General features: G+C 46.6%; 12 protein-coding genes. 1 reads left to right on the forward strand and 11 read right to left on the reverse strand.

What is annotated here, in order from left to right; all coding sequences use genetic code 11:
- Positions 1 to 29 precede the first annotated feature (29 nt).
- Both BST96_RS07480 and BST96_RS07485 read right to left on the reverse strand, forming a co-directional pair.
- Positions 30 to 659: a glutathione S-transferase gene (locus BST96_RS07480; RefSeq protein ID WP_240554935.1), complete on the reverse strand. Its 630-nt coding sequence runs from the start codon at positions 657 to 659 to the stop codon at positions 30 to 32.
- 33 nt (positions 660 to 692) lie between these two features.
- Positions 693 to 1,097: an SMI1/KNR4 family protein gene (locus tag BST96_RS07485; protein WP_085758103.1), complete on the reverse strand. Its 405-nt coding sequence runs from the start codon at positions 1,095 to 1,097 to the stop codon at positions 693 to 695.
- A gap of 255 nt (positions 1,098 to 1,352) precedes the next feature.
- Here BST96_RS07485 and BST96_RS07490 point away from each other — a divergent pair, with 255 nt between their 5' ends.
- The gene (locus tag BST96_RS07490; protein ID WP_085758104.1) at positions 1,353 to 3,416 is read left to right on the forward strand and encodes a TonB-dependent receptor; all 2,064 of its coding nucleotides are present in this window, start codon (positions 1,353 to 1,355) and stop codon (positions 3,414 to 3,416) included.
- A gap of 95 nt (positions 3,417 to 3,511) precedes the next feature.
- Here the strand turns inward: BST96_RS07490 and BST96_RS07495 are convergent, their stop codons facing one another.
- From BST96_RS07495 to atpG, 9 genes are all read right to left on the reverse strand, one after another.
- Positions 3,512 to 4,006, reverse strand: a complete 495-nt coding sequence (locus BST96_RS07495) for a GNAT family N-acetyltransferase (RefSeq protein ID WP_085758105.1) — start codon at positions 4,004 to 4,006, stop codon at positions 3,512 to 3,514.
- 269 nt (positions 4,007 to 4,275) lie between these two features.
- A complete protein-coding gene (locus tag BST96_RS20730) occupies positions 4,276 to 4,848 on the reverse strand; it encodes a VPLPA-CTERM sorting domain-containing protein (RefSeq protein ID WP_085758106.1) in 573 nt (190 codons plus the stop codon).
- 271 nt (positions 4,849 to 5,119) lie between these two features.
- Complete coding sequence (locus BST96_RS07505; RefSeq protein ID WP_085758107.1) at positions 5,120 to 7,744, reverse strand: TonB-dependent receptor; 2,625 nt, start codon at positions 7,742 to 7,744, stop codon at positions 5,120 to 5,122.
- A gap of 157 nt (positions 7,745 to 7,901) precedes the next feature.
- On the reverse strand, positions 7,902 to 8,309 hold the full coding sequence (locus BST96_RS07510) for a VOC family protein (protein ID WP_085758108.1): 408 nt from the start codon (positions 8,307 to 8,309) through the stop codon (positions 7,902 to 7,904).
- A gap of 99 nt (positions 8,310 to 8,408) precedes the next feature.
- The gene (glmS, locus tag BST96_RS07515) at positions 8,409 to 10,241 is read right to left on the reverse strand and encodes a glutamine--fructose-6-phosphate transaminase (isomerizing) (protein WP_085758109.1); all 1,833 of its coding nucleotides are present in this window, start codon (positions 10,239 to 10,241) and stop codon (positions 8,409 to 8,411) included.
- 29 nt (positions 10,242 to 10,270) lie between these two features.
- On the reverse strand, positions 10,271 to 11,632 hold the full coding sequence (gene glmU / locus BST96_RS07520) for a bifunctional UDP-N-acetylglucosamine diphosphorylase/glucosamine-1-phosphate N-acetyltransferase GlmU (RefSeq protein ID WP_085758110.1): 1,362 nt from the start codon (positions 11,630 to 11,632) through the stop codon (positions 10,271 to 10,273).
- Positions 11,633 to 11,783: 151 nt separating this feature from the next.
- The gene (locus tag BST96_RS07525) at positions 11,784 to 12,206 is read right to left on the reverse strand and encodes a F0F1 ATP synthase subunit epsilon (RefSeq protein ID WP_085758111.1); all 423 of its coding nucleotides are present in this window, start codon (positions 12,204 to 12,206) and stop codon (positions 11,784 to 11,786) included.
- A 49-nt stretch (positions 12,207 to 12,255) separates the two neighbouring features.
- A complete protein-coding gene (gene atpD / locus BST96_RS07530; RefSeq protein ID WP_085760493.1) occupies positions 12,256 to 13,653 on the reverse strand; it encodes a F0F1 ATP synthase subunit beta in 1,398 nt (465 codons plus the stop codon).
- A gap of 89 nt (positions 13,654 to 13,742) precedes the next feature.
- Entirely contained in the window at positions 13,743 to 14,609 is an 867-nt protein-coding gene (gene atpG / locus BST96_RS07535; RefSeq protein ID WP_085758112.1) for a F0F1 ATP synthase subunit gamma, read from the reverse strand.
- Between the last annotated feature and the right edge of the window lie 38 nt (positions 14,610 to 14,647).

Genomic DNA, 14,647 nt, shown 5'->3' on the forward strand with positions numbered 1-14,647 from the left:
AATCCTTACCTCGTCATGGGTTAAATCGATTATTGAAAAAATTCGGTGCTGTCTCCTGGCTTCCAGGGTGGTCTTTTTTGCATGCAGCGCTCGAAGGCCGCTGATTCTAGAAAGCCATTTAACCACCGTTGCAGATTATTGTATTGACTCTGGTCAAACCAGGCCTTATCGACATGGGCAAACTGGCGGATAAAGGGAAATATAGCCAGATCAGCCACTGAGGGTTTATCGTCTATCAAAAAACGATGCTGCCCTAAGCGCTGTTCCAGCAGGGCAAGAAACTGCTCGCCGTCACTGCGGTATTCCAGCATGGTTTTTTCCGGGTAGCGATCGGCATATTTATAGCGGTCCAGGCTGGCTTTAAAGTCGCCATCGTTTTGATCAATCAGTTGCTTGATCTGTGTTTTATCCGTTCTCAGTAATTGCTCGGGGTCATTGTGTTGCAAGGCCCAGCTGATAATTTCCCGGCTTTCGTCAATCACCCGGTTATCATTTAAGACTAAAACCGGCACGGTGCCTTTGGGCGAATACTCCAGCATTGAAGCGGGCTTATCGCGCAGTATGATTTCTCTTAACTCTACGGCTATCTTGCTTGATAGCAGGGCCATGCGAGCGCGAATGGCATAGGGGCAGCGACGAAAGCTATAGAGTATGGGCACTGTATCCAACTAAATATCCAACTACGTATGCAACTACGTATTTAACCAAACATGTTCTGCCCAAACCCAGACGTTGGCCCAAGGCTCTTCATCGGTAAGGGCGCCGTTTTCCCAGTAGACCACTTCACCTATTTCATTGGTGCAATAATAGTTACCACGATATTCGCACAGGGGAATTAATTCACGGGATACGCCCAGTGACCAGGCTACCGCAGCTACTTCGGGCAGATAGGTATGAGAATTGGGGTCGGCAACAGTCACAGGCTCCATGGTGCCGTAAACCACATCGCTGACCGTCAGCATAAATTGCCGGAACTCATTATCCAGCGATACCAGGATTTGCTCCTCAACATCGATGATATCATCCATATCCGGCAGCTCTAAGGGTACGGGTACGTCTTCATTACAGGCTCGCAACTCGGCGATCACTCTTTCCATTTAAATTCTCTATCTCACTCTGGGCGTGCCTTAATTAGACAGCTGTCTATTATAAGCGGTTTTTTTACATTGATCTCTTCTTGGTTTTTCACCGTAAGAGATGGGTACATAACTTAGAAACCTTGTAATCAATATTGATTCTTAGTGGTTTTAGCCTATTATCGCGCATCGCTACGACAAATAAAGTTAATCTAACTATAACATGCCGGCGTATACCGCCCTTATTCACAACAGACCTATATTTTGGGAAATATAATGAATAGAACGTTAAATTTTTTAGCCCTTTCCATTACTGCAAGCCTTGGCAGTACGCACACTTATGCCAACGATGAAATTGAAGATGTTATGGTTACTGGCCGTAATATCAATTTAGTGGGCTCCGCCGTATCGGCCTCTGAGGGCTATGTTGACCAAAGTGAAATCTCTTTGCGCCCTATGGGCCGCACCGGTGAAATTATGGAGCTGGTGCCCGGTATGGTGGCCACGCAGCACAGTGGCTCAGGTAAGGCCAACCAGTATTTTTTGCGGGGCTTTAATCTGGACCACGGTACTGATTTTGCTACCTATGTGGATGGCATGCCGGTCAATATGCGCACTCATGGCCACGGCCAGGGTTATACCGATATCAATTTTATTATCCCTGAGATGGTCGATAATCTGGCGTATAAAAAAGGCCCCTACTATGTGCAGGTTGGTGATTTTTCCAGTGCTGGTAGCGCGCATTTTAGCACCGCCAATATGCTTAAAGAAGGTGAGATTGAGCTGTCTATCGGTGAAGATAATTACCAGCGACTGTTGATTGCCGATAGCCAATCAGTATTGGGCGGGCAGTTGCTCTATGCGGTTGAGCTACAGGAAACCGATGGCCCCTGGGAAGACATCAGTGAAGATGTCGACAAAACCAATTTCCTGGTTAAACATACCTCCCGTATTAATGATGGCGACTTTTCGGTCACCTTAATGGGTTATGACAATAGCTGGAACGGCGCCGATCAAATCCCCCAGCGTGCGGTTGATGACGGCACTCTCGATGAGTTTGGCACGGTGGATACGACCGTTGGTGGTGAAAGCAGCCGCTATAGCCTTAGTGCTTCTTATAGTTCTGACCATATTTCATACAGTGCTTATCTGATTGATTATGAGCTGGATTTGTTTTCAAACTTTAGCTATTTCATTGACCCCATTAATAGTGACCAATTTCAGCAAGTTGATGAGCGCAAAATCTGGGGCGGTCAGGGCCATCGTCACTTCGATAGCAATAACGGCAAAATGCGCAATACCTTTGGTGGCGATTTCCGCTATGACGATATCGAAGAAGTTGGCCTCTATAAAAGCACTGCTGGTGTTCGACGCGGCCCGGTAAGAGCTGATGAAGTGGAAGAATGGAGTGTCGGTGCTTACTGGCAAAACACCATGCAGTGGACCGATAAGTTACGGACCACCTTTGGTGTGCGCTATGATTATTTTGATTTTGATGTGAAGGGTTTGGTGGATACCAATATCGATGGTATTGATTTGACCGCCAACGGTGGTACTGATGACGACAGTATTGTCACCGCAAAAGGTAGCGTCAATTACTCCTTTAATGAAAACTATGAAGCCTATTTTGCGATGGGCCAGGGTTATCACTCTAATGATGCCCGTGGTACCACGACGGTGGTTAGCCCAGAAGATGGCTCTGCTATTGATACGGTTGATCCACTGGTAGATTCTTTTGGCTATGAAGTCGGTATGCGCGCCTTTTTCAATGAGCGCTTAAATGCCTCTATCGCCCTTTGGACATTGGAATTGGACAGCGAATTATTATTTGTAGGTGATGCGGGTAATACCGAAGCGACACGCTCCAGTGAGCGCAGTGGTGTTGAGATTACGGCTTACTATCGTATTGATGATGTCTGGACGCTGGATTTGGAATACGCTTACTCTGATGCGGAGTTTGATGAAGCCGACCCTTTTGACCCGACGCTGGGTGACGAAATTCCTGGTGCGCTGGAAGATGTGGTGCAGTTAGGTGTCAGTGCCAATTTCAAAAATGGTTATTACGGTAGTGTACGCGCCCGTTACTTTGGTGAGGAACCGTTGGAAGAAAACGGCGATATTAAAGGCGAAAGTTCTACTATTGTTAATCTGTTAGCCGGCAAGGATTGGGATGAATTTGGCGTGAAGCTGGAAGTGATTAATCTGTTAGATAGTGATGATCGTGATATTGAATATTATTATGAGTCACAACTGGCCAGTGAAGCGGCCCCGGTAGAAGATATTCATTTCCGGATTTTTGAGCCAAGAACTGTGCGGGTTTCTGCGCATATTAAGTTTTAATCGCTGCTCATTATTGTCTGTTGTTTTTATGCAGCGGATTATTTTAATCAAGCCTATTTTAGTCATTAGCTAAAATAGGCTTTTTTATTGCCCTTCTATTCTGGCTGCTCTAACCACTTAAACATCACCAAGGCGTCTATATAACCCTCGACTGGGTGATTGAAAGCCCCAGGCAAACGACCCACGGTTTTAAATCCCTGTTTATTCCACAAGCTAATAGCCCCTTTATTACTAGAGGCAACAAAGTTAAATTGCATCCCCTTATAGCCCAGTTCTAAGGCTATTGTCTGGGAGTGCTCACACATTGATGTTGCCAGCCCTTTGCCTCTTGCGGCGGAGGAAACCATATAGCCACAATTACAGATATGGCTACCAGGGCCTGATTGATTGGTTTTTATATAATAGGTGCCGAGTATTGCTCCACCCTCTTCAACCACATAGGTTTTGCGTGGCGCACTTAACCATATTGCCTCGGCCTGTTCTTTTGTTGTGTCCACCTTATAGGCATAGGTATCACCTGTGGAAACAATGTCGTGGAAGATCGGCCATATCGCAGGCCAGTCAGCTTGGGTAGCTTCTCTGATATTCATCCTGTGATCATAGCTTGCAGGGGGGATTAGAATCTACTGCTGTTTCACACCTTTATACCTGTCGTTGGTTTAGGTCTTTGATGATGTTTGAATTTTAATGGGCTTCGCGAGGCCTACCCCGTATTTTCACAAGCGCTCTGGGAAGTATCGTAGGGTGGATTACAATCCACCAAGCCCAGCTATGAGTACCCTATACCGGTGGATTGTAATCCACCCTACGGGCTGACTAGATAAAAAGGCTGCCGTGGCAGCCTTGATAATAGATAATTTCAGCAATAGCTGTGCTTTCGCTTAAAACCCGCTAAACCCAGCAGCGCTGAACCAAATAGCCATGCGGCCGCAGGCACTGGCACTTCAGATATCTGAATTAAATGAAACTCTGCATAGTCATAGCCCGGGCCATAGTGGGTATCAATATCACCGGCTTTAATCCAGGTAAAACCGCCGCGGCCATCTGACGCTAATGTATCACTGATGTCTGTAATTATTTGATCTTGATTAGCAATTTGCTCCAAGGCAGGGTGACAAACATGCTCGCCAACCCAGCCGCCGTCGGCATCGCCACAGCTAACGATCACCTCGGTGCTGGTTTTGTTGATAGTATCAAGAACAAAGTCACTGACCACATAGATGGTCCCCACTTGCGTGATCATCGTTTTTGATTGGCGGTATTCAAATACACCGTTTGTTTCTATCACAGCGTTTTGCAAACTGAATTCATAAGTGGAGTCCTGCAAATCATTCACCGCATCAAATTGACCTGAGCCTTCAAGATCATAGAGTGCTGCCCAGGTATTGCTTGCAATCAACGTGATAGCGGAACCTAAAATATAAGCCTTCATAGTACTTCTCCTGGTAAATTATCATTATTTGAGGGGTCTATCGTAGAGTTTTGCGATAATAGAAGCTTTTCCAGTCTTGCTATTTTTAGGTATTGATAAACTTGGCAACTAGAAGGCATTCAATAAGGAGAAGTCATTATTTGAAGCTTTGGATAAGAATAGTATCGTGGGGTGGATTGTAATCCACCTTTGCATGCAGGTTTGGTGGATTAGAATCCACCCTACAAAAAAGCGGCCCTGTGGGCCGCTTTTTTTACTTCACGGTTAGCACTTAGAAGCGGTAGGTAAAATCTAAACCATAGGACTCACCTTTAGCTGGGTGAATAAAGTAACCACCAAACTCAGGCGCTGGAATAATTTCTTCCAGATAATCTTCGTCCAGAATATTGTCACCCCAGGCTGTCAGTGTCCATGAGGGACCTTCAAGGCTTAGACGCAGATTTAATAAATCGTAAGCGTCCCGCTGGCCTTTATCGTACTTACTGGTACCAAAGCCGATAATACCGTCCGCAGGAATACCTGGGCCCGGTGGTGTCTGTGTCACATCACCAAACACAGCACCAACCGTTTGATAGGTGGCTGATACATCGGTAAAAGCATTTAGCGTGGTGTCATCCTGCACCGTACTGAACCAGGTTTCACCGACATACTGCCAGTCAAGACGGGCCACAAAATCGATTTCCTGCGCCACTTCACTAACCCACTGTATGCCCAGGTTACCGGTCATATCAGGGGTCAAAGGCATTTCATTGCCTTCGGTATAGGGGCGGTTGGTATTTTTATCGATCTCGCTGTCGGTTAAACCCAAGGCACCGTAGAACGAAATATTTTGCGTGGCCAAATACTGGAAGTCTACTTCTGCACCTTGCAAGGTGACTTCATCAATATTGGTCACAACACGTAAAATACCAAAGCCACCGGCGAGGAAGTTAAAGAACTGGCTGTCTTCTACTTCGGTGTGGAACACTGCAGCATTAACCCGCAAGCGCTTGTCCATAAATTCGGATTTAACACCTAACTCAAAAGACTTGGAAACTTCTTTCTCGTAGTCGTCGTTCAGGTTTGCCGGGCGGGTGGGGATATTGGCATAAGCTGACTCTACCAATGCGGAGCTACCCAGGTTATTAAAGCCACCGCTGCGGAAACCGACACCGTAACTGGCATACATAGACGCTTCTTCACTAAAGCCCCAGTTCCAGGATACTTTGGGCTGGAACTGTGAAAACTCTTCATCACGGTCTTCAATGGTGCTGGTCAGTGCATAAGCGGGGTTAATCGGTCCGCCGCCGCCAAAGGCCTGGGCCGAGGCCACATTAGGCACATTGTTAGAAACTTCACGCTCTTCTTCATCATAACGTGCAGCTAAAGAAACACTGTGTTCAGCATTAATCTCATAATCGATACTACCGAAGATAGCGTAAACATCAGTTTCAAATTCGTCCCAGAACAACAGGTCGGTACGGTTTTCTACAAAGGGTTTTTCAGCAAAAAAGCCATCGCCTAAATCGGCGCCGTAAGAAACCGCAACTTCACGTTCAATTTGGGCAAGATAGATACCGCCCATCCAGCTAAGCTTGTCGGTATCTTTGGAAGCGATACGTAATTCCAGGCTGGTGCTTTCCTGATCGCGCTGCTGGTATTGATAACCATCACAGGTTGATTGTGTATAGGGAGGTAATAAAGCATTTAGGCCATAGAAAGGGGCGATACCCAAATCAACCGCTTCACCTGGCACACTACCGGGAAAGGCGAAGAACGGCGCATTGGCACCGGGGGCATAGGCGCCATCAGTCAACAGCTGCTGGTAGCTGGAAGAACAAGCTGCCTGCGCTTCTTTGGTGGGTGCAGGTGGTAATGCGCCGGCACCAAAATCAAAGGAATATAAGCCGAAAGCGGCGCTGGTGCCGTCAGAGATTAAAAACTCTTCCATATCATCATAGGCAAATACTGCCGTGACGATGGCTTCATCCATTTCGTAATCCGCTTTTAACGAAAAGGTCGTTGTTTCCTGCTCGTTTTGTCCTGGGACATTAAAGCGAAAATCAAATTCGTGATCGTTCACATCTTTATACAGGGCAGGATCACCAAAATTAACCGCAGCATCTGGCAATGCAAAGACCGCGTTAAAGTTAATCGCACCGGACTCTACATCGCGATAGCTGGCGGTAGCATCCAGGGTTAGGCGATCGCTAACATCCCAAATTAAGCGGCCACGGAAGTTTTGTTCTTCCAGGAAATCCACCGAACCGTCTTTACCGGTAAAGGAGTTGCTATTATCGCCGTCATCTTCACGGTTACTAAAAGCGAAGCTACCTTTTAAGCCATCGGCAATAGGGCCACTGGCGGTTAAACGGACTTTTTGTAATTCATTGGAGCCAACACCGCCGGTAATAGACCCTTCAAATTCTTCACCCGGCTTTTTGGTGGTAACAATAATGGCACCCGAAACCGCGTTACGGCCATATAAAGCACCCTGTGGGCCTTTGAGTACTTCAATCTGTTGGATATCAAATAACTCACCGTTAAAACCATTGGGGTTGGTCACCAGCACACCATCGACCACATAGGCAAAAGTGCCTTCGGCGTCACGGGTTGAGGTAATACCACGGATAGTCACCTGAGTATCACCGGCATTGGCGGAATCAACGATGGTGACGTTGGGGGTTAGGGCAATAAAGTCCTGCGGACGCTCAATACCTGCCCGGTCTATAGTTTTTTCAGTAAATGCCGTGATTGCAATGGGCACATCCTGTAAATTTTCTTCCCGCTTACGTGCGGTAACGACGACTTCTTCGACGGTGGCTTGTTGAGCCAGAGCTATCGAGGGCACAGCCCCTGATAACAAGGCAATATTGATCGCCCCTATAGTTGAGGCCAACACGGACTTTCTGAACATGGTTTATCTCCCCGGTAGGTCTTGCAAATGTGTGATCCGATTTTTTAATATTTTTTATGTACGGCAAGCATTGAACTTTGGTTCAAAGCTAGGTTAAGTATATGCCGTTATTATAAAACTGTGCGATTTTTGGGGTTTTTCTTGGAATGATTGGAAATTAGTCCCGCTCTTCACATAACTGAATTTGGGCACCGAAGGTATCTTCCATCGTAATATCCCAAACCTGCCAGTTTTCAAGACCTTTGCGGGATTCGGCACTGGTCATTTCACTGCCATTGGCGATCACCTGCTCTGCGGCCGTTGCCAAATCATCGACACCGTAGGAAATCAGGAAAAAGCCCTCGCCATGCTGCTCTAGATGCTGGCCGGGGATACCAGACATATCAACCGGTTGAATTAGTACCAACCAGGATTCACCGACTCGGGTTCTTGCGGTTTTTACCCCGCGGCCCGGCAATGCATCCACAATAAAATCACGGGTACCCAATAACTTTTTGTATTGCTCAATGCCCTGATCAAGGTCTTTGACCAGAAAGTTGATATGGTGGATTTTAGTGATAGACATTGTAGGCCTCCTGGAGCGATAGTCGTAGGGTGGATTATAATCCACCAACGGTACTAGTACAGTCCAGGAGGGCTGGTGGATTATAATCCACCCTACGAGTTATTCTACAGTCACTGATTTCGCGAGATTTCTTGGCTGGTCAACATCGGTGCCTTTTAATACGGCAACATGATAAGACAATAGCTGTAACGGGATGGTATAGATAATCGGTGCGATAACATCGGCAACATGGGGCACACTGATGACATGCACACCTTCACCACTGCTAAACCCTGAAGCCTTATCAGCAAAAACAAATAATTCACCGCCTCTGGCCTGTACTTCTTCCAGATTGGATTTTAGTTTTTCCAATAATTCATCATTGGGGGCAACCGCAACAATCGGCATTTCGGCATCAACTAAAGCCAATGGACCGTGCTTTAATTCACCCGCGGCATAGCTTTCGGCGTGGATATAAGAGATTTCTTTAAGCTTTAAAGCCCCTTCCATCGCGATAGGCCATTGTGCGCCGCGACCTAAAAATAAGGCATTATGTTTTTCGGCAAAAGCTTCTGACATTTTATGGATAGGCTTATCCAGGGTCAGGGTTTCTTCGAGCAATGTGGGTAGGCCATGTAGCGCCTGAACAATCTCAGCTTCAGACTCTTTATTTAAGCCTCGGCGACGCCCCAGCGCAACCGTTAGCAACATTAAAGCGACTAGCTGGGTGGTAAAAGCCTTGGTTGAAGCTACGCCGATTTCCGGGCCGGCTTCTGTCATCAGGGCTAAATCCGACTCACGGACTAAGGAGCTCTGCGCCACATTACAGATGGTCATGGTGGAGGCATAACCCAGGGTTTTTGCCAAACGTAAAGCCGCTAAAGAATCTGCGGTTTCGCCAGATTGAGAAATGGTAACAAGCAGCGTATCTTCTTGAACCACAAATTTTCGATAGCGGAATTCACTGGCCACTTCAACACGGCAAGGAATACCAGCAATGCCTTCTATCCAATACTGTGCCACCATACCGGAATGATAGCTGGTACCACAGGCAACAATTTGTACCGCCTTGGTTTTATCCAATATCGCTTTGGCCTCAGTACCAAAAGCCTGTTCTAAAATTTGGTCTTTACCAATGCGACCCTGCAAGGTATTTCTAATGACGTCAGGCTGCTCATAAATTTCTTTGAGCATATAGTGACGGTACTTACCTTTACTGGCCGACTCAGCCCGATCGGTTAGGTGTAGTTTTTCACGTTCAACTTCTGCGCCGTCTTTGTCCCAAATTCTATAACTATCGGGTGTAATTTCAGCGAAGTCGCCCTCTTCGAGATAAATAAAACGATCGGTAACCTGACGCAGGGCCAGTTGATCAGAGGCTAAGAAGTTTTCCCCTATACCTAAGCCTAAAACCAATGGGCTGCCGCTGCGAGCACAGATAATGGTTTCCGGTTCATCTCTATTAATAACTGCCAGACCAAAAGCACCTTCTAATTCTTTAACCGCCGCATTCACCGCATCTAATAAATTAAGACCGGTTGTTATTTTCGAATGAATCAGGTGAACAATGGTTTCTGTATCGGTTTGTGAGTTAAAGGTATAACCCTGCGCGGTTAGTGACTCACGAAGCTCTTCATGGTTTTCGATAATGCCGTTATGAACCAGCGCTATTTGATCAGCAGATACATGTGGATGCGCATTGGCTTCAGAGGGTTGGCCGTGGGTTGCCCACCGCGTATGCGCGATACCTGTCGCACCAGCCAGCGGTTGTTGTAAAACCGCTTCGTCTAAAACAGCAACCTTACCCAGCTTTTTATGACAACCAATGTTTCCATCACCGTCAATAATAGCGACACCCGCTGAATCATAACCTCTGTATTCAAGGCGCTTTAATCCTTCTACCAATATTGCTGAAACTTCTCTTCGCGCCGCCGCGCCTACAATTCCACACATAGTTTTACCTAAGGCCTATTTCAATAAGTTCAAGATTTTTTAGTGGGTCGTTTCCAGCCATCGAGATTTTTTTGTTTGCCACGGGCCACGCTTAACTGCTCATCAGCAACATCATTGCTAATAGTAGAGCCAGCACCAACGGTAGCATTACTGCCTATATTGACTGGCGCTACCAGTGAGCTATTGGAGCCGATAAAAGCTCCGTCACCGATATTGGTGGTCGATTTATTAACACCATCGTAATTGCATGTAATGGTACCTGCACCGACATTAACCCCTTTGCCGATATTACTATCGCCAATATAAGTCAGATGATTAACTTTGCTGCCTTCACCAATATTGGCTTTTTTGGTTTCTACAAAATTGCCGACTTTGGCTTTGTTGGATAAAACAGAGCCTGGGCGCAATCTGGCAAAGGGTCCGATATCACATTGTTCTGCAACGGTGGCATTTTCTAAAATACTATTGGCTTTAATAACAGTACCTTTACCAACAGTAGAATTTTCAATAACGCAATTAGGGCCAATAATAACATCGTCAGCAATACTCACGTCGCCAACAAAGACACAGTTAATATCAATAAAGATATCCTGGCCAATGGATAATTCGCCTCGAATATCAATACGAGCAGGGTCCGCCAGAGTCGCCCCTTCGGTCATTAAACGCTGAGCTTGTTGCTGCTGGTAAAAACGTTCCAAACCAGCAACCTGTGCACGATTATTCGCACCCTCTACTTCCATCGCCGATTGAGGGTGTTGGGCAGTGACGGTCATACCATCATTAACTGCCATAGCGATGATATCGGTTAGGTAATACTCACCCTGTGCATTATTTGATGACAGTGTGGGCAACCATTGATTAAGTTTTTCTGCTGATACTGCCAGTATGCCAGTATTAACTTCGTTAATGCCTAACTGCTCTTCGCTGGCATCCTTTTGCTCAACAATAGCCGTGATGGCACCCGCCTCTCTTACAATACGGCCATAACCGGTCGGATTATCGAGGTGGACGGTTAATAGAGATAAAGTCGTCTCATTAGCCGCTGCAACCAGGGCTGCTAATGTTTCTGCAGCGACCAAAGGCACATCACCATAGGCAATAAGGACAATGCTATCTGCTTTAACGGCGGGCATGGCCTGGGCTACTGCATGGCCTGTGCCTAGTTGTTCACTCTGGATAGCCCAGTGCAGGTCACTTTCGGCAAAGCATTGCTGTACCTGTTCTGCACCATGGCCTATCACCACATGGATGGCGTCAGCCTGGATTTTCTTTGCAGTATCAATTACATGACCAACCATAGGCTTGCCTGCAACTGGATGCAAAACCTTAGGTAGCTTAGAGCGCATACGGGTGCCTTTGCCCGCAGCCAGGATTACAACTTCGGTTGTCACTTGCTTTTCCTTTTTCGACGGCAGCCTATATTGGTTATTATTCGAGCTAAGTTGCCGTTTTTATTGGATTTTCACTGTTTTTATTATTGTAGTAGGGTAAACAAAAAAGGGTAGCCTAAGCTACCCTTTTATTCGGAACTAATGCAGTTGTTTAGCCCATCTTTTTACGGATGGCCTGCAAAGTTCTAAGTTGTGCGGTGGCAGCAGCCAGCTGAGCGCTTGCCTTGCCGTAGTCGAAGTCACCGGACTGATTGGCCAGAGCCTGTTCAGCTTCTTTCTGGGCTTCCAGCGCTGAAGCTTCGTCGATATCACCAGCGCGAACAGCCGTATCGGCTAATACGCTAACGGTACCGGGCTGAACTTCCAGGAAACCACCAGAGACGTAGTAAACTTCTTCTTCGCCATCTTGTTTTTTAATGCGAATGGGACCTGGCTCCAAAGATGTCAGCAGAGGGGCGTGGCCATAGCCAATACCTAAATCCCCTAATGCACCTGTCGCCACGAGCATTTCTACCAGCCCAGAGTAAATTTCTTCCTCTGCACTAACAATGTCGCAATGTACTGTCATAGCCATAAATAGTACGCCTATTCGTTATGAAGTGTAAGAAACGCTGAAGCGTTTCTTACATAGACTTCGCTTTTTCAAGCACTTCATCAATACCACCACACATGTAGAACGCTTGCTCTGGAATGTGATCGTACTCACCTGATAACAGGCCTTTGAAGCTTGAGATAGTGTCTTTCAAAGAAACATACTTACCGGGAGAGCCGGTAAATACTTCTGCAACGTGGAAAGGCTGAGATAGGAAACGCTCAATCTTACGTGCACGGTTTACAGTTTGCTTATCTTCTTCAGACAGTTCGTCCATACCCAGGATGGCGATAATGTCTTTCAGTTCTTTATAACGCTGAAGCACTGACTGAACGCCACGAGCAACTTCATAGTGCTCTTGACCAATGATCAGTGGATCTAGCTGACGTGAAGTAGAGTCCAGTGGATCTACCGCAGGGTAAATACCCTTTGCAGCGATATCACGAGAAAGTACAACCGTCGAATCCAGGTGAGCAAACGTGGTTGCTGGTGATGGATCGGTCAAATCATCCGCCGGTACGTATACCGCTTGGATAGAAGTGATAGAACCGGTCTTGGTTGAAGTAATACGTTCCTGCAACTCACCCATTTCCTGAGCCAGTGTAGGCTGGTAACCCACCGCAGAAGGCATACGACCTAGCAGTGCCGATACTTCGGTTCCCGCCAGTGTGTAACGATAGATGTTATCAACGAACAATAGAACGTCTTTACCTTCGTCACGGAATTTTTCCGCCATGGTCAAACCAGTCAAAGCAACACGTAGTCTGTTACCTGGAGGCTCATTCATCTGACCGTAAACCATCGCTACTTTTGACTTGCTGAATTCTTCAACGTTTACAACGCCAGCTTCCTGCATTTCGTAGTAGAAATCGTTACCTTCACGAGTACGCTCACCAACACCTGCGAATACAGATAGACCTGAGTGCTCAGTCGCGATGTTGTTGATCAATTCCATCATGTTTACGGTTTTACCAACACCCGCACCACCGAATAGACCAACTTTACCACCCTTGGCGAATGGACAAACCAGATCGATAACTTTGATACCGGTTTCCAGCAATTCTTCAGAGGCTGCCAATTCATCATAAGCAGGCGCTTTACGGTGGATAGAGGCGCGCTCTTTTTCACCGATTGGGCCACACTCATCAATTGGGTTGCCTAGTACGTCCATGATACGACCCAGTGTTTCAGTACCCACCGGTACAGAAACTGGAGCGCCTGTGTTGGCTACTGCCAAACCACGGCTAACACCTTCAGAAGAACCCATCGCGATTGCGCGAACGACACCGTCGCCCAATTGCTGTTGTACTTCCAACGTCAAACCTTTTTCGGTGACTGTTAGTGCGTCATAAACCTGGGGGACTGCGTCGCGTGGGAATTCCACGTCGATTACCGCGCCAATGATCTGAACGATTTGTCCGCTACTCATTTCCGGTTCCTCTTTAGGATTTTCGGGCTTGGCCTTCTCGGCTTCGCCATCAAAATTAAATTCTGTTTGATCTGTCATGTGTGTGTTGCTTAGCTGCTAATTGCGGCTGCACCACTAACAATTTCAGAAAGCTCTTGGGTAATCGCTGCCTGACGTGCTTTGTTGTAAACCAACTGTAAGTCGTCAATCAGGTCGCCCGCGTTATCGGTCGCATTTTTCATCGCTAACATCCGCGATGCTTGTTCACAGGCGCCGTTTTCTACAACAGCCTGATAAACCTGCGATTCAACATAACGAGTCAGTAAGCCTTCTAACAATTCTTCAGCATCGGGCTCATACAAATAATCCCAATGATGCTTCAAGGTCTCGTCATCTTCTGCCTGCAGTGGCAACAACTGTTGCACTGTAGGGTTTTGCGTCATGGTGTTAACAAACTCGTTGCCTACCAGATACAATTTATCGATCTTGCCTTCGCTATAAGCGTCGAGCATAACTTTTACGCTACCGATTAAATCGGCAATCGCAGGATCTTCACCCAGGTCACGCACTGCAGCTACTACATTGCCGCCGTAACTGTTGAAGAAGCCCGCAGCTTTTGCACCCACAGTACAGACATCAATCTCGATATCCTGATCTGCGTAAGACTGCATGGTTTTGATGCCAGCTTTAAACAAGTTAATGTTTAAGCCGCCACATAAACCACGGTCAGTCGATACAATAATAAAACCTACGCGTTTTACTTCTCTTTCCAGCATGTACATATGTTTGTACTCTGGATTTGCGTTAGCAATATGACCAACTACCGAACGAATCCGCTGCGCATAAGGTTTACCGACTTCCATACGGTCCTGCGCTTTACGCATTTTACTAGCGGCAACCATTTCCATTGCGCTGGTAATTTTCTGCGTACTTTGGATACTCGATATTTGAGTACGTATTTCTTTTCCGCTTGCCATTCTATTTACCTACAAACGGGACTGCGAACAGTCCCATA

The organism is Oceanicoccus sagamiensis, assembly GCF_002117105.1.
GTDB lineage: Bacteria > Pseudomonadota > Gammaproteobacteria > Pseudomonadales > Dasaniaceae > Oceanicoccus > Oceanicoccus sagamiensis.

Bases quoted from the DNA above. Each gene is read 5' to 3' on its own strand.
- atpG (WP_085758112.1), bottom strand. From the start codon at position 14,609: ATGGCAAGCGGAAAAGAAATACGTACTCAAATATCGAGTATCCAAAGT.
- BST96_RS07495 (WP_085758105.1), bottom strand. From the start codon at position 4,006: ATGAATATCAGAGAAGCTACCCAAGCTGACTGGCCTGCGATATGGCCG.
- BST96_RS07485 (WP_085758103.1), bottom strand. From the start codon at position 1,097: ATGGAAAGAGTGATCGCCGAGTTGCGAGCCTGTAATGAAGACGTACCC.
- BST96_RS20730 (WP_085758106.1), bottom strand. From the start codon at position 4,848: ATGAAGGCTTATATTTTAGGTTCCGCTATCACGTTGATTGCAAGCAAT.
- BST96_RS07510 (WP_085758108.1), bottom strand. From the start codon at position 8,309: ATGTCTATCACTAAAATCCACCATATCAACTTTCTGGTCAAAGACCTT.
- glmS (WP_085758109.1), bottom strand. From the start codon at position 10,241: ATGTGTGGAATTGTAGGCGCGGCGGCGCGAAGAGAAGTTTCAGCAATA.
- BST96_RS07490 (WP_085758104.1), top strand. From the start codon at position 1,353: ATGAATAGAACGTTAAATTTTTTAGCCCTTTCCATTACTGCAAGCCTT.
- BST96_RS07505 (WP_085758107.1), bottom strand. From the start codon at position 7,744: ATGTTCAGAAAGTCCGTGTTGGCCTCAACTATAGGGGCGATCAATATT.
- atpD (WP_085760493.1), bottom strand. From the start codon at position 13,653: ATGAGTAGCGGACAAATCGTTCAGATCATTGGCGCGGTAATCGACGTG.
- BST96_RS07525 (WP_085758111.1), bottom strand. From the start codon at position 12,206: ATGGCTATGACAGTACATTGCGACATTGTTAGTGCAGAGGAAGAAATT.